We start from the raw sequence: 19,950 nt of genomic DNA on the forward strand, positions 1-19,950 counted from the left end.
GGGGACGTAGCCAATTAAACCGTGCGTGTAGAGGTTAGGGGTGGGGCGATCGCCCTTGAGGCCGCCAGCGAAACCTGAAGCCTTTGGAAATATTTGCGTTCGTATCATGGTGCGTAGACGCCCGACCGCAAGACTGTCCGACGTTCAGATGGTGCGACAGGACGCGGTGCCATGGCTTACAGGGAGATCGAAGTTGCCGGCATTCACGTGTTTGCTATGAAGCATTCGCCACAGTGTGGTCAAAATAGGGTGGGGGGTTTTCCCTTCTTGTGCGTCTTATAGGGAAGCGGCGGCAGTTCTCTCTCTATCGCCGCTATTGCCCCCTTGAGTTGAAATTTGCGATCCCCGGCGTACCCCCGCCGGGGCTCTTTTTTTCGGGTTGCGCCGATGGTGACAGGGTCAGCGAAATGCTTGTGCGGGTGTTGACCGAGGCCAACGGGAATCGTTACCACGGGCTGCGGCTGGTCATGGCCCAGGAATGGCTGGCGCTGTCGAGTCCAGAGATCGTGCACGAGTTGGCGTTCTTCGCGCGTTTTGGCAAAAGGGGTTTTGGGCAGGGGCCCGGGATCGCTGCCGGTGGGCAGCCGGATGGTACTCGCGAAAAGAGGACACCGCATCGTCGGCAGCAAAGCGGCATCCCGTTGACAGGTCACGTGAACAGAAGGGGCATGCATGCAGTCGCTACTGCAGATCAGGTGTTTATCGGAGGCGGATGCTTCTGTGTACTACGCGTTGCGCAGGCGATCGACGGAAGGGCTGGTGGCCGCTGTCGAGGCACAGGTCTTCCGTGAAATCGAGGCCGGTCCCAACGGCATCGCCGCGAAACTGTCCGGCTACGTGTCCGAAGGCACTCGGGTTTGGGGCGCGTACAGCGGCGATACATTGATCGCCGCGGCTGCGCTGACGCGGGAATATCATGCGACGCATTGCGGTCTCGGTGTGCTGTGGGGCGTGTACGTGTTGCCGCGCTACCGGGGTACACCAGCATCTCGCATGCTGATGGAGTCAATTATCGATGACTGCAGGAACGACGGCGATATCCGACAGATCCGGGCGTCATGCAGCTACGACAATGTGGCCGGGCAGAGATTCCTGCAGCGCCTCGGGTTCGAGGCGACGACCGCGACGAAGGGTGATGCCTTGTGCGACGGGCCGCTGGGCATGTACTACTTGCAACTGCAGCGCCATAGCGATGAATCATGATTCCGCCCCAGGAGCAACGACGCGAGGTGAGTCCGCAGAACAGTTGCTGCTGGCAACGCTGGAACAGCAGATCCACCTGCTGGCACGCGGTTTGGCGTCAGACGATCTACGGGTAGGTTTTACTCCGCGCGAGTGGAACGTCCTCACCCAGCTTGTCAACGACTCCGGGCTTTCGTTGACAGCGCTTGCGGAGCGGACGGAACTGAACATGAGTACGGCATCCAGAATCCTGCAGAAGCTGGCAAGCCATGGCCTGGTCGACTGGAACAGGCTGCCGGAGAGCCAGCGGACGTATGCCATCCGGATCACTCCGGCCGGCCGCCAGAGATACGCCGCCGCGAAGCCAAGGGCGAGTACCGGAACGCGTGCCGCTGTCGAACAGCTGTCACGGGAAGAACTTTCGACGATAGTCGGGATCCTGGGAAGGTGCCTTGAGCGGCGGGTTCCGGACAGGTAGCCGACAGCTGGCGGTTCAGGCTGAAGGGCGATTTTTGGTGCTATCAGAAGGCCGGATGGGGGGAATTCCCTGTTCGCGTGTCTTACTGAAAATGGCCATTGAAATCATGGGTTTGTCGCGACAATAAGTGCTGGCACAGCCGCTTGCGCTGAGGTCATCCGTCGGCGTACGGTGCTGAGAATTGTTCCGCGCCCATGACGATGCCAGACACCCCGCCCGATGGCTTCACCCGGTTCGTTGCAGAGACCTGCCAGTCCCTGCGGCGCTACGTGCAGCGCTTCGTCGGTTCCTCCGTAATGGTGGAGGACATCGTGCAGGAAGCTTATGTGCGAACCTACGAGCAGGGCCGGAAAGTCGAACAGCCCAAGGCGTTCCTGTTCGTGACGGCGCGTAACCTTGCGCACAATGCACACCGGCACGAGCGCATTGCGGCGACCGATCTGGTGGGGGATATCGACTCGACCGGGGCCTGCTTCGATGAGGGACGGTCGCCTGAGGATGGACTGATCGCGGATGAGGAGGCGCGGTTGCTGCAGCAGGCAGTGGAGCGCTTGCCGCCACAGTGTCGGGCGGCATTCGCGATGAAGGTTTTCCAGGGATGTGCTTACAAGGAAATCGCCGGAGAATTGGGCATCTCGACCAAGACCGTCGAGAAGCACATCGCCAAGGGGCTGCGCGAGACGCACGCATTCATGAGCCGCCGCTACCAGCTTTCCGGCAAGGACCCGAGGCGGTCGCATGAGTGACATCCATCGATTGCCGGATGTGGAAACCGCGATGAGCGAGGCCAGCGAGTGGATTGCGCGGTTGCAGGCTGAAGACGTCAGGGTCGAGGATCGCGTGCGCTTCGAAGCCTGGCGGACGGCGCATCCCCGCAATGGCCGTGCCTATGCTGAGCTGATGGGCACTTGGAGCCGGTTCACGGCGGCTGGCCGCACCGTGCGTGCGGTATCGTTCGGAAATGCGATGCAAGGCGCCACCCGTGCGCGGCGGCGTCGCGGATTCCTGAGCATGGCTGCGGCCGCCATTGTGGCCGTCGTAGCCCTGGGGTGGTGGTGGCAACATCAGCCGCCTTCCAGCTTCGAGACAGGCATCGGAGAACACGCATCAATCGCGCTCCCCGATGGTTCCCGGCTGGAACTCAACAGCAACAGTGCCGTGCGTGTGGACTACAGCGATGCGGCACGGGTAATCCACCTGGCGCGTGGCGAGGCGTTCTTCACCGTGGCACATGCACCGGAGCGCCCGTTCTGGGTCGTGGCCGATCGCACCTGGGTGCGAGCGGTTGGTACAGCCTTCAACGTCTATCGCCGCGAGGATGGCGTGCGCGTGACGGTCAGCGAGGGTCGGGTCAAGGTAGCCACCGTCGCCAGCCGTGGAGCGCCGTCGGACGCAGTGCTCGAACGAGTCCCCGCGTCGCTGCTTGGTGCAGGCCAGCAGGCAGAGATGCAGGGCACACACGCCAGCGTGCGCGCGTTGCCGGCACCGGAGGTCCACCGTGAAGTTTCCTGGCGCAGCGGCACCGTCTATTTCGAGGATCGCCCGCTCGATGAAGTCATCGACGAGATCAGTCGTTACACCCCCTTGCGGATCGAAGTCGGCCCGCGGGCGCGGACGATGACTGTCGGCGGCACGTTCCAGACCAATCCACAGGGTGCCGAGATGCTGCTTGCCATGCTGAAGGAAGGCTTGGGGCTGGAGGTGCGCCGCGACGGCAAACAGCGCGTCTACGTAGATTAGGGATGGAACGGATCCGGCTGGGGGATTCGTGCTGCTCGCGGTTCGTTGTCAACGGGGCCAGTTCACGCAGGCCGCGGACAACCATCACCGGGGAAGAGACCAATGACGCAGCAGGCATGCACCACCACCCTACATAGGAGCATCGTCAAAGCATTGCATGCAGGTGCGCTTGTCGCCGCATTCGGTCTTCTGGCATCCACCACCGCATTCGCACAGACAGCCGAACCCATCGGATTCGACATTCCGGAACAACCGCTTTCCGCCGCCCTGAAGGCGTTTGCCGAGCAGTCCGGGATGCAATTGCTTTATCGGCCGGAATCCATCAACGGTGAAACCTCCCGGCCGTTGAGGGGGCAACTCGACAAACGTCAGGCGTTGCGGCAACTCCTTGCAGATACCGATCTGGAAGTGGTGTACAGCGCCGAGAACGCGGCAACGATTCGCCCGCGGGGGAAAGAGCCCGTCACCAAGGAGGGAAACACAAGCGAAGCAGCCACGGAGGTTGGCTCTGGCGTCCAGGGCGCCAATGTGGGCGATGCCAGCGACGTAGGAAACGAACAGCCAACGGCTTCGGAAAGAAGCGGGCGGGCGCAGGATCTTGAAACGGTGGTCGTCACGGGCACGCGTATCCGTGGAGGCGAAACGCCATCCCCGGTCATCACGATCGGATCAGAACGGATTCAGGAGGAAGGCTTCATCGACCTTGGTGAAGTGATTCGGAGCGTGCCGCAAAACTTTACGGGCGGGCAGAACCCGGGTGTCCTGATGGGGAATGTGGCGGGAGGCGGTCTCGCTAATCAGAATGTCACCGGCGGCTCGAGCCTGAATCTACGCGGGCTCGGCCCCGATGCCTCGCTGACGTTGCTCAATGGCCGCCGCATGTCCTATGGCGGCTTCGTGCAAGCAGTCGATATCAGCGCGATCCCAGTGGAGGCCGTCGAACGGGTCGAGATCGTCGCAGATGGCGCCTCGGCTATCTATGGTTCCGATGCTGTGGGGGGCGTGGCTAACGTAATTCTCAAGCGCGACTTCGATGGGCTCGCGTTGGGCAGCCGCTACGGCACTGCGACTGTTGGCGGACTGACGACACGCGAGTACACCGCAACGGCGGGCGCAGCGTGGGCAAGTGGCGGACTGATCGCGACGTATAAGAATGTCTCCACCGACCCAATCTATGCGCGTCAGCGCGACTATACGGATCAGCTGTTCGAGCCATCGACGATCTATCCTGGCAGCGGCCTGCGCAGCGGCTTGCTAAGCGCGTATCAGTCAATCGGGACCATTGCGGAACTGCGCCTGGATGCATTAAGAACCGATCGCGAGCAAGACTACTATTACTACTACGGTAGTCCGTCGCCCTACAACGTACTCACGCCGGAGAGTACGACGTCCCTCGTGTCTCCGAGCATTGAATTCTCACTGCCAAACGATTGGCTGATGTCGATCGCCGGGGCTTGGGGGCGGGATAGGTATACCAACGACCACGCGATAGTTTCCAATGAGAACGGACTGTCTACGCCATACTTGTATGAATGCTGGTGCAACGAGAGCCGAGCGTACGATGTGGGTGCTGAAGGCCCATTGTTCGCGTTGGGCGGTGATGTCGCGCGGCTGGCGATCGGCGTGGGCTACAGGGAAAATGAGTATGTCCAGAACAACTTTCTGACAGGCAGCATCGCCATTCAGGCCGATGAAGGCGTTCGTTATGCCTATGCCGAAGTCCATCTACCATTTATGGGCGCTGGGTCGAATATCGCTGGGATGCGCCGGCTGGCACTGACTGCGGCAGTGCGCAGCGAGGACTACGAGAGTTTCGGTAGTGTCACCACGCCAAAGCTTGGCTTGGTCTACGGCCCAAGCGCCGACTTCACGATCAAGGCATCTTGGGGGGAGTCCTTCAAGGCACCCACGTTGTATCAGCGCTACAACGCCATGATCGGCGTCGCCATTCATCCAAGCGCTTTCGGTGGAAGCGGGTATGCCGAAGACGACACGTTGCTCTTCTTGAACGGCGGAAGTAGAGATCTGGACGCTGAACGGGCGCGAACTTGGACTGCTTCGCTGGCCTTCCACCCCGATTCACTACCGGGCTTGGATGCGGAATTGACCTGGTTCGACATTGACTACACTGACCGCGTGGTGCAACCGATCACCACTGCCTTCGGTGCGTTGGACAACCCGATTTATGCCGAGTTCGTCGATCATTCGCCGACAGCCGAACGGTTGGTCGCGATAGTGTCCCGCCTGGACGCGTTCTACAATTTCACGGGTGCGCCGTACGACTCGGACAACGTGGTTGCAATCCTCGATGCGCGGTACGTCAATGCGACCCGACAACGCATCAAAGGCTTGGACTTGTCCGGTTCGTACCGTTTCGACCTTGGCACCAGCCAACTGACGATCCGGGGGGCGGCAAGCTGGCTCGATAGTACGCAGCAGACTGCGGGAGTTCCAAGTCCTTACGATCTGGCTGGTACCCTGCACAACCCTGCAAAAGTCAATAGCCGCATTGGCGCCGTCTGGAGTCAAGGTGGCTTCTCCACTTCGACCTTCGCCAACTACACGAGCGGTGTAACCAACACCGCTGATGGAGAGAAAAGTGCTTCGTTCACGACGTTCGACGTCACTCTGCGCTATGTGACGAGGGAACGCGATGACACATGGTCTGGAATCGAGTTCGGATTGTCGGCCCAGAATCTGCTGGACCGGGCTCCACCATTGTACTTGCCGACATCTCCCATGTACGTACCGCCGTACGATTCGACCAACTACTCGGCTATTGGCCGCTTCCTGAGCTTCACCATCTCGAAGCGTTGGTAGTTCCGGCTGGTATCAGTCGGAATTGGCAGCGCCAGGACAGTGTTGGTATGAGTCCACGGAGCCGCAGTAGATGATGATCTTCTTGAGGAATTCACTGGTGGTTACGGCGCTGCTGGTTGTAGGCGCATGCCCATCCGTTGCGAAAGCGATCACTCCACGTGCACTTGTGGAGGTCGTCGACTTCAATCAACCGGTTTTGTCGCCAGACGGGCGTAGTGTCGCGTTCCGGCTGGAGCACGCATCTGTTGAACGCAATTCTTACGACACCGCCTGGTATGTGCAGAATATGGACGGTGCGACGCCGCCACGGCGGGTCGGGGAAGGCGGATTTCTGCTGCGGGACTCGGCAGGCAATGCTTTGCCGACACCTGTCGCGTGGTCTCCCGACGGCCAATGGATCTACTATCGTGCTCTGCACGAGGGCAAGGTCAGCATCTGGCGCGCTGCCGCCGACGGCTCCGGGACCGAAGCGGTGACGAACGATTCGGCGGATGTGAGAGCCTTTTATCTGAGCGACGATGGCACAACCCTGAGTTATAGCGTCGGCGCGACACGGGAAGAGGTCGTCGCTGCTGAGCTGAGCGAGTACGATCATGGGATTCGCATTGACGAGACCGTTCCTGTTGGTCAAGGGTTATTCCGTTCGAGCAGGGTGGATGGGCGATGGGCAACGCAGCGTTTTAACGGTCTGTGGTTTCAGCGAGTTCCGCTTTTGGCGGATACGCCAGATCGTTGGAAGACTATTGATCTGTTGAGCATGGTGACACGGGATCTTGCATCGTCGGATGTGCCTTTCAGGCCGATGGCGGCCTCCGATCTTCCCGATGGGCTTCCTGAGCCTTGGAAGCTGGCAAGTGAACCGGGGGGTGATCGTATCGCCCTGCTGGAGCGTCTCGACCGCAAGCCCAGTTTGCACCCCGTTGCGCAACTATCGATGCTGCCGAGCATACGTTCCCATCGCATGGTCAAATGCGACGCGGATCCATGCACGAACGAACAGATCACCAGTATCGCGTGGCGGCGGGACAGCGACGATGTGTTGTTTACGGTGACGCAGCCTGAATTGGGGCATGCGCAGTCGATCTTCCGATGGAATGTCCAGACCGGTCTTGTACATGCTGTGGCGCACTCCCGCGGTTACATCGCTGGCGGAGAGCGTTATGCGCCGAGCGCTTGCGGCGTATCGTCCATAGCGCTGGCGTGCGTGGTCGCCGAAGCGGATCTGCCGCCGCGATTGGAGCGAATCGATATTGAGACCGGAAAGCGACAGGTTTTGTACGATCCGAATGCAGGTCTAGCTGCGGACATCGCGAACAGCGCCCCTGCACGCTTGCTTTCCTGGGTCGACGCGAGAGGCCGGATGTTTACTGGTCAGTACTTCGCAGCACGACGATCCAACGCCGATCCAGCACCGCTGTTCGTTACTTATTACTCGTGCCCAGGTTTCCTGCGAGGCGGGGTGGGCGATGAATGGCCGTTGGCGTCGCTCGCGATCCATGGCATATCCGCACTTTGCATAAACCAGTCTACCGAGTACGCCACCGATGCCGTCGAGCGTTATGGCCAAGGGTTGTCCGCGGTCGAAAGTGTGATCGATCACCTTGCCTCCAAGGGTGAGATCGACCGCGCCAAGGTGGGGGTGGGTGGGCTCAGTTTTGGCGGTGAGGTGGCGCTTTGGGTTGCCGTCGAATCCAGACTGATTTCTGCCGCATCGGTCAGTTCACCTGCGATTTCACCACTTTACTACCTGCTTGGCAGCCTGAAAGGCCAGCCCTTCTTTGACGAGCTGCACGCGACGTGGCAGTTGGGTTCGATGGAGGAGACCCCGGACCGTTGGCAGACTATTTCTCCCTCATTCAATCTGAACAAGGTGACCGCGCCAACTCTGTTCCAGTTGCCAGAGCAGGAGTACATGCACGCACTTGACTACACCATTCCATTGATTCGGCAGCGCCGTGCAGATGTGTACGTCTTTCCGAACGAGCCCCACATCAAGTTTCAGCCCAAGCACAAGCTGGCCGCATACGAGCGAAACTTGGACTGGTTTCGCTTCTGGTTGCAGGGCTTCGAGGACAATGATCCACGCAAAGCCGACCAGTACAGGCACTGGCTCGTCATGCGAGCCGCGTTGCAAGCAAATGACTGACGATGGCCACCAAGGCATGGTGGCAACACAGTTTCTCACCTTTTTCTTCCCGCCATAAATCCGAGGTACGGTCCCGCCGCGCTGTATCGTCTCTAGATTGAATGAGCAGAAATGGCGGCCAGTCCCACACGCGCCTGGCAGCGAGAAACGCGCTTGTATCGAAACCGCGGATGCTCTACACATGGACCATCTTTAGGCGGCGGCGACCGGAATGACCAACGGGCGCGACAATCTGCTGGACCTGCCGCCGCGCGCTCCGGAAGCGCCGGATGAGGCCGTGCCCACCCACTTCGAAAGCTTTCTGCAGCAACATTACAAGGGGCTCGTGCAGTTCCTGCGCCAGCGCACCGTCACGGAACAGGATGCCGAGGACGCGGCGCAGGAAAGCCTGGCCAGGCTGTTGCGCTACCGCGAGTCAGAGCCGGCCCGCGCGTGGAAGCCGCTGCTGTTCCGCATCGCCACCAACGTGGCTAACGACCATATGCGGCAGACGCGGACGCAGCGCCAGAAGGCCCACGTGCCGCTGGAGGAGCAGGATCTTTCCGCCATCGGCGACAGCAACGAACCCACGCCCGAGCAGCGCCTGGCCGACCAGCGACAACTCAAGCGGGTGCTGGCAGCCATCCGCAACCTGCCCGACAAGTGCCGCCACGTCTTCCTGCTCAGCCGCTTCCATGGCATGAACAACCATGCCATTGCCCTGCGCTGCGGCATTTCCGTGCGCATGGTCGAGAAACAGATCACCAAGGCGCTGGCCGCCTGCCGGGACAGGGTACGGGATCACGGCGCATGAACGTCTCTGATGACATGACTTCCGTAGCTGCCGGCCCCGAGGTACTAGCCGAAGCCGAACGCTGGTTCGCACGGCTGAAGACTAGCAACTGTTCGGCCGACGACCGCGCCGCGTTCGAGCGCTGGCATGCCGACCCCGGGCATGCCGCCGCCTACGCGCAGACAGAACAGTTATGGGAGGGCATCGGCACCCTGGCCGGCAATGCGGAACTGGAGGCGATGTCCGCGCAGGCCTTGCGCGCCACCGACCCGCGCAGTCGGCAGCAGCGCGCCGGCTGGCATATGCCGTTGGCGCTGGCCGCTTCGGTGGCGATGTGCGCGCTGGTGCTGGTGTTCGCGCTCGGCGTGTTCGACCGCGTGCCGCCGCCCGTCGTCTATGCCACCGGCCCGGATCAGCGCGATACCGTGCGGCTAGCAGACGGCTCGCAGCTCACGCTTAACGCCGACACAGTCGTGGCGGTGCGCATGGGCAACGATCGGCGCGCGGTCGTGCTGGAGCAGGGCGAGGCCATGTTCGGCGTCGCCCACGATCCGCGGCGCCCGTTTCGCGTCGAGGCGGGCAACGGCACCGTAACGGCTCTTGGTACTCGCTTTCAGGTGCGCCATGACCAGGCGCAGGTCACCGTGACCCTGCTCGAAGGCAGTGTGGCGCTGGATCGACCGGACAGTGGCGAGCACTGGCAACTGTCGCCGGGCGACCAGGCTACTTACAGCGATTCCGGCACGCCCGTCGCTTTGCGCATGGTGGATACGGAAGTGATCAGCAGTTGGACGCGCGGGCGCCTGCTGTTTCGTTCCACGCCTCTGGCGGAGGTTGTGGCGGAAGTGAACCGTTATGCCGGCACGCAGTTGCGGTTGGAAGATCCGTTGCTCGGCGCGCTTCCCGTCAGCGGCACCTTCCCCATGGGCGACAGCGAGTCCGTCGCCTTGGCCCTGCAGGCGCTGTTGCCGGTGCGCGTTGAACAGGGGGGCGACGGGTCGATCTCCCTGCATCGAAAATAGTTCCGTGGCCACTTCCCGGAAATCGGGGTTCGGTTGTGGCCTGATATCCCGTCTTGTCCCATGACACCGTCGCGAAAGCGCGGTGAACGCAGTGACATCGCATGCGTATCCCAACCGCGCGCGTCGTCATCAATCGCACCATGGCCAAGTGAACGGGGATAGCCGCCGATGACCGCTTCTTCATTGCATAAGGGCAGGGCATTCAAGCCGCTGCTGCTCGCCTTTGCCCTTTCCACCGGATTGCACACGGGGACGGCACTGGCGCAAACCGCGTCCGCGGCGCAGACCATCGACATCCCGGCCGGAAACCTGTCGCAGGCGTTGGACAGGCTGGGCGAACTGACCGGCGTTTTGATTACGTATGAGCCCGGATTGGTGCAAGGGTTCAACGCGCCGCGCGTGTCCGGTCAGCTCACGCCGGGCGAGGCGCTGCGCCGCCTGCTGAGCGGCTCTGACATTCAGGTGGAAGCCGTCAACGACAGGACGTTCGTGTTGCGCCGGCTACCAGCAACGAACCAGGTGCCGCCGGCGAGGGCTCCGCAGCAAAGTGCGCCAAGGCGCGAAACGCCGGATGAGCCCGAAACCCAGGATCTGGGCAGGATGACCGTCACAGGTAGCCGCATTCGCGGCGGCAGCACGCCGTCGCCGGTCATCACCATCGGAAGCGAGCGGATCCAGGAAGAGGGCTTCACCGATCTTGGGGGGGTGATTCGAAGCATCCCGCAAAACTTTGCCGGCGGGCAGAACCCGGGAATAGCCACAGGCGCGACAGGGGGAGGGATCGCGAACCAGAACATCACGGGTGGCTCAGGGCTGAACCTGCGAGGCTTGGGGCAGGACGCATCGCTGACGCTGCTCAACGGTCGGCGAATGTCCTACAGCGGCTACGTGCAGATGGTCGATATCAGCGCGATTCCGGTCGAGGCGGTGGAGCGGATGGAAATCGTGCCGGACGGTGCCTCCGCCATCTACGGATCCGATGCCGTAGGTGGCGTAGCCAATGTGATCCTCAAGCGTGACTTCGACGGGTTGACGGTGGGGACCCGCTATGGAACAGCTGCTGATGGTGGGCTGACCACCCGGGACTACACCGCCACCGCTGGTACCGCTTGGTCCACGGGTGGTCTGATCGCCACGTGGAAGAAAACCTCCAACGATCCGATCTACTCCAATCAGCGCCACTACGCGCAAGACATGTACCAACCGGCGACGCTCTATCAGGGAGGGGACCTGCGTAGTGGCTTGCTCAGCGGCCACCAGTCATTGGGGAACCTTGCGGAAGTCCGCTTGGATGTGCTCAGGACAGAGCGCGAAATCCTTACGGATGCCGCGTACCCGACCAGCTACTACCGTTACGAGCCGGAGACTACGTCGACCCTCGTCTCGCCTAGCGTGGAGTTCAATCTTCTGAATGACTGGACGCTCAATGTAGGTGCAGTCGTGGGAAAGGATGAATCCTTCTACTATCAAAGGCTCGTAGCGAGCGCGACGGGGGTGACATCGGCGAACTACAGCGGTCTCTACCGCAATAAGGGCCGCACGTATGAAGTGGGTGCCGAAGGTCCGCTGTTTGCTTCGCCCGGCGGGGACGCCAGGCTCGCTATCGGGGCAGGCTACAGGCAGAACGATTTTCTATTTCAAAACATAAGCAGCAACCGAACCGACGCCGACGGTGACGAGCGCAGTCGCTTCGTCTATGCGGAACTGAACTTGCCCTTGATCGACCGGAATCACGTCATTCGTGGCCTGCACCGTCTCGCATTGACTGGTGCAATCCGTGCCGAGGACTACGACAGTTTTGGCGGAGTTGCCACGCCAAAGTTCGGCGTTACCTACTCTCCCGTCAGTGATCTCACGTTGAAGGCATCCTGGGGCGAGTCGTTCAAGGCGCCTACGTTGCTGCAGCGGTATCAGAGTCGGAATGCCTATCTCTATCCCACGACCACCTTCGGAGGCGCCGGCTACGGTCCTGACGCCACGGTGCTGTACCTGTCGGGCGGAAATCCAGACCTGGAACCCGAGCGCGCCCGCACCTGGAGTGCTTCTTTGGCCTTCCATCCTGAGGCTCTTCCCGGACTGGAGATGGAACTGACCTGGTTCGACATCGATTACACGGATCGCGTCCTGCAACCGCTCGTAACGAGCCAGGCACTGAGCAATCCGATCTTTGCCGAGTTCATTCGCTACTCTCCGACAGCGGCCGAGCAGGCCGAAGTTCTGGCAGGATCAAGACTGTTCTACAACTATGCCGGCGCGGCGTACGATGCCAGCAATGTAGTAGCGATCATTCCCAACCGATACGTCAACACATCCCGGCAGTGGGCCAAAGGTCTCGACCTTACGGGAGCGTACCGGTTCGACATGGACGCCAGCCAGCTCACGGTTCGTGGCTCGATCAGCTGGCTGGACAGTACGCAAGCCACTACCACGGCGCAGACTCCCTACGATTTGGCGGGGACATTGTTCTATCCGGCGAAAGTCAGCGGCCGCTTAGGCGTAGTGTGGCACCAGGGAGGCTTCTCCACCTCGCTCTTTGGCAACTACAAGAGCGGCGTCACCGATACGACGAGGGATGAGAGGGGATCCTCGTTCACGACCTTCGATACCACCCTGCGCTACGACACGGGTGAGCGAAAGGATGCGCTTTCTGGTCTGATGGTCGAGCTATCGGCGCAGAACGTGCTCAATCGGGCGCCACCCGTCTATATCGCAACCTCGCCCACCAACGCGCCCTACGACTCCACCAACTACTCGGCTATCGGCCGCTACCTGAGTCTTTCCGTGTCCAAGCACTGGTAACCACAGCTTCGCTGCCGGGTTAACCGACTTGCTGGGCCTGACTGGAGGTGACTTATGACGTCCGTTTCCTTCCAGGGGACGACGAGGCGCTTGATCGTACTGGGGTTCGTTCTGGGCGCTTTGACCAGCGTACATCATGCGAATGCGATTAACTCGCGGGAACTGGTGGAGATCATCGACTTCAGTAGCCCGATAGTCTCGCCGGCCGGTGACAAGGTTGCGTTCCGGACGGAGCAGGCCTCCATCGAACGCAACACTTACGACACCATCTGGTATGTGCAGGGCATGCACGGGGGGTCGTTCCCGCGCAGGGTGGCCGACGGCGGCGTCCCCCTGCGAGATTCGGCGGGGATCTCGCTGCCGGCAGTCGTTGTCTGGTCGCCCGACGGTCGCTGGATCTACTACCGCGCCCGCGTTGACGGCAGGATCGACGTATGGCGCGCGGCCACGGATGGCTCCGGAGCACAACCGATCACGCACGATCCGGCGGACATTCGCGATTTCGCGTTGGACCAGAATGGCAAGGTTCTCAAGTACAGCGTTGGAGCAACGCGTGAGGAGGTCGCCGCCGCAGAGCAAAGCGAATACGACCTCGGGATTCGCATGGACGAAACCGTGCCGATCGGTCAGGGGTTGTTTCGCTCAGGCAGTATCGAGGGCCGGCTGGCAACGCAGCGATACGACAAGATTTGGTTCGATCGTACCTCGCTGCTGGGAGGCACGCCCGATCGTTGGAAGGCGGTGGACCTTTCGACAGGCGCAATCCGGGATCCAAGCTCATCCATGGTTCGACCCAATCCGAACGCAGCCGATGGTCCTGATGCTGGCAGGTCCGACGCCTGGCGGATGGCGCGCTCCCCGCACAACGGCCAAGTGGCACTGTTGACCCGTGTTGGCGAACAAGGGGGGCTCCGTCAGAAGCCGGATATCGAGATGTCGGTGACGCGCGTCGGTCGCGGCGGCGTACGGGTGTGCACGGGAGAACCGTGCAAGCGTAAGGCAATCACCGGAATTCAGTGGCGCCCAAACAGCGACGAGGTTCTGTTCACGGTCACCGACCCAGATGCCGGAATGGCGCAATCGATCTATCGATGGAACGTCGAATCCGACGTGATATTCCCGGTGGTCGACTTCGATGGACTTGGCAATGGCGGGCGCGACATTTCCAGCAACTGTGGCGTGTCCTCGACGGCACTGGCATGCGTGACCGCGGGGGCGAACCAGCCACCTCGCCTGGAGCTGGTCCGCCTGACGACCGGGGAACGCCGGCCTCTGTTTGAACCTAATGCGGCATTGGCGCATTCCTCGGCGAGCTCGACGCGTGCCCGGACGCTGAGGTGGATGGATGCGAAGGGCCGGGTGTTCACTGGTCAGTTCTATCCGGCGCATAGGGTTGGCGATGTTCGTCCCCCGCTGTTCGTGAGCTACTACAGGTGTACTGGCTTCGTGCGCGGCGGCATGGGGGACGAGTGGCCGCTGGCGGTGCTCGCGGAGCACGGCATCTCCGCACTCTGCATCAATTCGGCGCCCTCCGCCTTCGACGCAGTCGAGCGCTATGGAAATGGCCTGGCAGCGCTCGACGGGGCAATCCGCTTCCTGTCGGCACAGGGAGAGATCGATTCTTCCCGCGTTGGAATGGGTGGCCTGAGTTTCGGCAGCGAGGTGGCGATATGGGTCGCAATGAATTCGTCACTGCTGTCTGCTGTGTCGGTGAGTTCGACCTCGGTTTCGCCCAACTACTATCTTCTTTCCAGCCTCAAGGGCGAAGCTTTCTTCAGGCTGCTGCAGGACATCTGGGGGCTGGGCGCGCCAGACGCAACGCCGGAACGGTGGCATGCGCTCTCCCCGGTACACAACCTGGACAAGATCGACGCACCGATCCTGTTCCAGATGCCTGAGCAGGAGTACATGCAAGCTCTGGACTATGCCATCCCGCTCATGCGAGATGGGCGTGCCGATATGTATGTCTTTCCGAACGAGCCGCACCAAAAGTTCCAGCCCAGGCACAAGCTGGCGGTGTACCAGCGGAACCTGGATTGGTTTCGTTTCTGGCTACAGGGAGTCGAGGACGACGACCCTCGCAAGGTGGAGCAGTACGAACACTGGCGCGTCATGCGCTCCCATCAATGCGAGCGGACCGCTGCGGCGGATGCTTCTTCGCCATGGTATTGCTGATGCCATCGCTGTAGATCAGGTTGCGGTCGCGTTGCCAGAGCATGCTCCACAGCACGATCAATCTTCAGGCGTCGAATTGCCTGGTCGGGATCCGACCAGGCATCATCGATCGCCTCAACGCCAATCGACAGATGGAGGAGGGATCCGGGCGTGATGCGGTTGGCGGCCTTCGTGCCATCGGCCACCGTCAGATGGATCAGTCCCGAGGGTGCCGGATGAGCGCGTCCGCCGACCCCGGGTAACTGCCGGTGTAATCATCAGGATGGGTGACATGGCTGCGTCGGGCCGGTAGCTCCCCGTTATTCTGAAGGCGACTAACACGCCCGGCCCAAGCATCCGGGGGCGAGGTTTCGAGCACGCCAATCCTATCGTGACGCATGCAAGGGCGGCGACCCCCAAACGATCTTCCGAAGCTGGAAAAAAAGTCCAGAAGTCGCGATTCTTCTTGCTCAATCGAGCTGTGAACAAGGTTATCGTCGCCACCATGGCCAATGATCTCGACGACTGGTTCGCACGCGAGATCCTCGCGCATGAGCCCGCACTGATGCGCTATCTACTGCGCTGGTGGCCGCATCGCGATGATGCAGCGGATCTTCGTCAGGAGATCTACATCCGCGTCTACGAGACGTCGGCCGCGGCCTTGCCGGCGCATCCCAAGTCGCTGCTGTTCACTACCGCCCGTAACCTGATGACCGATCGCTGGCGGCGCAGCCGGGTGGTGCCGCTGGAAGCCCTGGGGGAGATCGATGCGCCGCAACTCCCGGTGGACGAGATCACGCCGGATCGACGGCTGGCTGCACAGCGTGAGCTGCGCAGCCTGGTGCGGGCTTTCGATCGCCTGCCACCGCAGCGCCGCAAGGTGCTGTGGTTGCGTCGCGTGGAGGAGTTGTCGATCAAGCAGATCGCCGAGCGCATGGGCATTACCCCGAAGACCGCCGAGAACCACTTGGCGCTCGCCACCCGGGCGATCACCGCCATGGTGCTGGGCGGAAGCGATTGTCCGCTGCCGCCTGCGCTGGCGCACTACGAGGAAGGACATGGCGAACAACGCTGAAATCGAGCGAATCGCCGGCGAATGGCTGGCCCGGCGCGAGTCCGGCTGGGACGCTGCCGAGCAGGCGCGGTTCCAGTCGTGGCTGGAGGCGTCCACCGCGCATCGCGTGGCTTGGATTCGGCTGGAGGCGGGCTGGCAACGTGCCGCGCGGCTGAAGGCACTGGCCGCGGGACTGCCGGCCGGGGAGGTCCCCCCCGTCGGCGCCTGGCCCGAACTTCCGGGTGTGGAACCCCCGCAGGGGGACGCTGCCGATCCCGCGGCGGATCTGCATGCGTTCGTGTTTCGCGCGCCGGTGCCTCGGCGTGAGCGCAGGTGGGCACGCCGGTCCGCAACGGCCGCCTTGCTGTTGCTCAGCATCTGCATGGCAGGTTGGTGGTACGTCGGCGGGCTCGAACATGCCGCCTATGCCACCGCATTGGGCGAGACGCAACGGCTGCGGCTCAGCGACGGATCGGTGATCGTACTCAGCAGCGACAGCCGCGTGGAGCTCGCCTATGCCCGTCGCAAGCGCAGCCTGCGCCTCGAGCGAGGGGAGGTGTTTTTCGAAGTGGCGTCGGATCCGGATCGCCCGTTCTCGGTCGAGGCCGAAGGTCGTCGGGTAGTGGCCATCGGCACGCAGTTCTCGGTGCGGCGCGACGTCGGTGAACTACGCGTGGCGGTCACCGAAGGCCGCGTTCGCCTGGAGGATCAGGCGACAGGAGACTCCCCGACGCTGTTGATCGCGGGCATGGTCGCATCGGCCGGCAGCGAGGGGGTGCGGCTGCGGCAATCATCGCCGGAGCAGGTCGAGGATATGCTGCGTTGGCGCGAGGGCATGCTGGTCTTTCGCAGCACGCCGCTTGCCGAGGCGGTGGCCGAGTTCAATCGCTACAACGCGCACAAGCTATTAGTGGACGACCCGTCGATCGCCGATATTCCGGTCGGAGGCACTTTCCGCTGGGCCAATGCCGAAGCTTTCGTCCGCGTGCTGGAGCAGGGCTTCGGAATCAGTGCCGAGCGTGGGGACGCCGAGACTCGTCTGCATTCACGATGACCCAACCGCGTGCGGCCTGTCGGATCAATCCGATTGGGGGAGGGCTGCCCGCTTCGCGTCACGGCATGCACAGGGTCCCGGTGCGGGGCCTGCCGGGGAATGAGGCAACGATATTGAATACCAGACTGTTCCGTACGAGCCTGCTCGCAATCGCCTGCTCGCTGTCGCTGGCCGTGTCCGCACAGGACAGTGCGCGCACGCCGATCGACATTCCGTCCGGCGACCTGGTTTCGAGCCTGCAGTCGCTGACGCGGCAATCGGGTGCGGAGCTGGCCTATCGCGAGGACCTGTTGTCGGGGTTGAAGGCGAACGCCGTACGTGGATCGCTGACGGCGGAACAAGCGCTTGAAAAAATGCTGGAAGGCACGGGCTTCACCTCCAGGAAGGATCCTTCCGGCGCATTGATGATCATCCGACGCGATGGTCCTGCCCGCAGGACCGAACCGCAGACGAACGCGCCGCGCGCGTCGACGGCCGCGCCGCAACCGGAACCGCCGGTGGGCGAGCTGCAACGCCTCGTGGTCACGGGCACCCGCATCCGCGGCGGCAGTACGCCGTCGCCGGTCATCGTCATCGGCAGCGAGCGGATCCAGGAAGAAGGCTTCAGCGATCTGGGTGAAGTGATCCGCAGCATCCCGCAGAACTTCAGTGGCGGGCAGAATCCCGGCGTGCTGGAGTCTGGCGGCACGATTGCGAACCAGAACCTGACGGGCGGGTCGGGCCTCAACCTGCGCGGTCTGGGGCCGGATGCAACCCTGACCCTGCTGAACGGGCGACGCCTGAGCTACAGCAGCATCTTCCAGGCGGTCGATATCAGCGCAATTCCGGTCGAGGCGGTCGAACGGATCGAAATTCTGGCCGACGGCGCCTCCGCGATCTACGGTTCGGATGCCGTCGCTGGTGTGGGCAACGTCATTCTGAAGCGGGATTTCGAGGGCCTGCGCGTCGGGGCGCGTCACGGCGGTGCAACGGACGGTGGTTTGAGGAGCCGGGAGTACACCGCGACGGCGGGCGCGATGTGGATGAGCGGAGGCCTCATTGCCACCTACAGGGATCAGGATGCCGACCCTCTCTTTGCAAGCGACAGGGACTATGCCTCGTCGCTCTATGGTCCGCGATCGCTCTACCCGTCCAACGCGCTACGCAGTGGATTGCTCAGCGCCCATCAGTCCGTCGGCGAGGCAGTCGATCTTCAACTGGACGTCCTGCGGACGGAACGGAAGAGTGATCGATACTCTGCCAGTGCGGCGAACGTCACGCGTGTCCCGGCCGAAACGCGTTCAACCCTGATCGCACCCGGCATCGATGTGCACTTGCCTGCGGAATGGTCGCTGTCCTTGGGTGCAACCTGGGGCAAGGACGACTTTCACACGTGGTACGAAACGACCAACCGGGCCACCGATGCCGAGAGTTCCGCACTCGACGAGTCCTATGCGAACAGGACCCGATCTATCGAGGTCAGTGGCGAGGGGCCAGTGTTTTCCCTAGGTGGTGGCGAGGCGCGCGTAGCGATCGGCGCCGGGTCGCGGACGTACGAATTTCTCGGCGTCAACCATCTCGTGGGCTCGGTCAGCGTGCAGGGGGAGGAAAGCAACCGCTTTGCCTACGCCGAGCTCAGCCTGCCGTTTGTGGGTGCAGACAATCGTATCCCAGGTGTCGATCGACTGCTGCTGACGGCCGCGTTACGCGCAGAGGACTACGACGGATTCGACAGAGTGTCCACACCCAAGCTCGGCGTGGTTTACGGGCCGACTCCAGACTTCACCCTCCGGGCGTCGTGGGGCAGGTCATTCAAGGCGCCGACGCTGCTCCAACGCTACCAGACCACACTCGTCTACAACCTGCCGGTGATCTACGGCGGAGGCAGCGGATACCCGGCGGATGCAGCCTTCCTGATGACCTGGGGCGGCAATCCGGACCTCAAGCCGGAGCGGGCGAAGACGTGGACGGGAACGCTGGATTTCCATCCGCGCGCGCTTCCCGGGCTCAGGGCCGAGCTGACGTGGTTCGACATCGATTACGCGGACCGGGTCGTCCAGCCGATTGCCGGGTACTGGCTGGCGATGGACAACCCGATCTACGCCGCCCACATCCTGTACGCACCGACGGCCGCGGAAGTGGCCGCTGTCGCCGCGATCGCGCCGGTCATCGATCAGGGCGGGCAGGGCTACAACCCGGACAACATCGTCGCGGTGTTCTTCAATCAGTACACCAATGCGATGCGGCAACGGGCGAGGGGGGCGGACCTGTCGGCCTCCTATCGCATGGACATTGGCGACAGCCGCATGACGTTGCGTGGTTCGGCAAGCTGGTTGGACACTACGCAGCAAACGGGCGCAAGCCAGCCTGAGTTCGAACTGTCGGGAAACATCTTCAACCCTGCGGACCTCAGCGCCCGCCTTGGTGCGGTGTGGGAGAGAGGGGGCTTGATGGCCTCTGCCTTCGTCAACCACACGGCGGGGATATCCGTCAACGGATCCGTCGATGCAGGGCCTGACGGGAAGACGGGTTCCTTCAATACCTGGGATGCGACATTCCGATACCGGATCGGTGAAGGTGAGGGAATCTTCTCAGGCATCGACCTCACCATGTCGGCACAGAACCTGTTCAACCGGCCACCTCCCCTCTATGGGCCGGTGAACCTTACCGCCACGGCTCCTTATGACTCGCTCAACTATTCGGCGATCGGGCGCTTCCTGAGTCTTTCCGTCTCGAAGCACTTCTGAGCA

Annotated in this window: 13 protein-coding genes; all 13 read left to right on the forward strand. The window is 62.2% G+C overall.

Annotated elements, in window-relative coordinates:
• Positions 1-672: 672 nt before the first annotated feature.
• The 13 genes from JMO03_RS00515 to JMO03_RS00575 all read left to right on the forward strand — a co-directional run bounded on the left by JMO03_RS00515 (position 673) and on the right by JMO03_RS00575 (position 19,947).
• Positions 673-1,203, forward strand: coding sequence for a GNAT family N-acetyltransferase (locus tag JMO03_RS00515; protein WP_202839133.1), 531 nt, complete (start codon positions 673-675; stop codon positions 1,201-1,203).
• A complete protein-coding gene (locus JMO03_RS00520) occupies positions 1,193-1,660 on the forward strand; it encodes a MarR family winged helix-turn-helix transcriptional regulator (protein ID WP_202839135.1) in 468 nt (155 codons plus the stop codon). The genes JMO03_RS00515 and JMO03_RS00520 overlap by 11 nt, the downstream gene beginning before the upstream one ends.
• Before the next feature lie 194 nt (positions 1,661-1,854).
• Positions 1,855-2,406 carry an RNA polymerase sigma factor gene (locus tag JMO03_RS00525; RefSeq protein WP_202839137.1) on the forward strand — a complete coding sequence of 184 codons (552 nt, stop codon included), beginning with the start codon at positions 1,855-1,857 and terminating at the stop codon, positions 2,404-2,406.
• The gene (locus JMO03_RS00530) at positions 2,399-3,400 is read left to right on the forward strand and encodes a FecR family protein (RefSeq protein WP_202839139.1); all 1,002 of its coding nucleotides are present in this window, start codon (positions 2,399-2,401) and stop codon (positions 3,398-3,400) included. Before JMO03_RS00525 ends, JMO03_RS00530 begins: the two co-directional genes overlap by 8 nt.
• 102 nt (positions 3,401-3,502) lie before the next feature.
• Complete coding sequence (locus JMO03_RS00535; protein ID WP_238345754.1) at positions 3,503-6,220, forward strand: TonB-dependent receptor; 2,718 nt, start codon at positions 3,503-3,505, stop codon at positions 6,218-6,220.
• Positions 6,221-6,290: 70 nt separating this feature from the next.
• A complete protein-coding gene (locus JMO03_RS00540) occupies positions 6,291-8,366 on the forward strand; it encodes an Atxe2 family lasso peptide isopeptidase (RefSeq protein ID WP_202839140.1) in 2,076 nt (691 codons plus the stop codon).
• A 211-nt stretch (positions 8,367-8,577) separates the two neighbouring features.
• Positions 8,578-9,159, forward strand: a complete 582-nt coding sequence (locus JMO03_RS00545) for an RNA polymerase sigma factor (RefSeq protein ID WP_202839141.1) — start codon at positions 8,578-8,580, stop codon at positions 9,157-9,159.
• Positions 9,156-10,160 (forward strand): FecR family protein, encoded by a 1,005-nt coding sequence (locus JMO03_RS00550; RefSeq protein ID WP_202839142.1) that lies wholly within the window; start codon positions 9,156-9,158, stop codon positions 10,158-10,160. The genes JMO03_RS00545 and JMO03_RS00550 overlap by 4 nt, the downstream gene beginning before the upstream one ends.
• A gap of 168 nt (positions 10,161-10,328) precedes the next feature.
• Entirely contained in the window at positions 10,329-12,959 is a 2,631-nt protein-coding gene (locus tag JMO03_RS00555) for a TonB-dependent receptor (protein WP_202839143.1), read from the forward strand.
• Between the two features lie 54 nt (positions 12,960-13,013).
• Positions 13,014-15,134, forward strand: a complete 2,121-nt coding sequence (locus tag JMO03_RS00560; protein ID WP_202839144.1) for an Atxe2 family lasso peptide isopeptidase — start codon at positions 13,014-13,016, stop codon at positions 15,132-15,134.
• Positions 15,135-15,504: 370 nt separating this feature from the next.
• Entirely contained in the window at positions 15,505-16,188 is a 684-nt protein-coding gene (locus JMO03_RS00565) for an RNA polymerase sigma factor (RefSeq protein ID WP_337926328.1), read from the forward strand.
• On the forward strand, positions 16,172-17,221 hold the full coding sequence (locus JMO03_RS00570) for a FecR family protein (protein WP_202839145.1): 1,050 nt from the start codon (positions 16,172-16,174) through the stop codon (positions 17,219-17,221). Before JMO03_RS00565 ends, JMO03_RS00570 begins: the two co-directional genes overlap by 17 nt.
• A 113-nt stretch (positions 17,222-17,334) precedes the next feature.
• On the forward strand, positions 17,335-19,947 hold the full coding sequence (locus JMO03_RS00575; protein ID WP_238345756.1) for a TonB-dependent receptor: 2,613 nt from the start codon (positions 17,335-17,337) through the stop codon (positions 19,945-19,947).
• Positions 19,948-19,950: the final 3 nt, after the last annotated feature.

Origin of the sequence: Luteimonas saliphila, assembly GCF_016774335.1 — a bacterium.
GTDB classification, from domain to species: Bacteria; Pseudomonadota; Gammaproteobacteria; order Xanthomonadales; family Xanthomonadaceae; genus Luteimonas; species Luteimonas saliphila.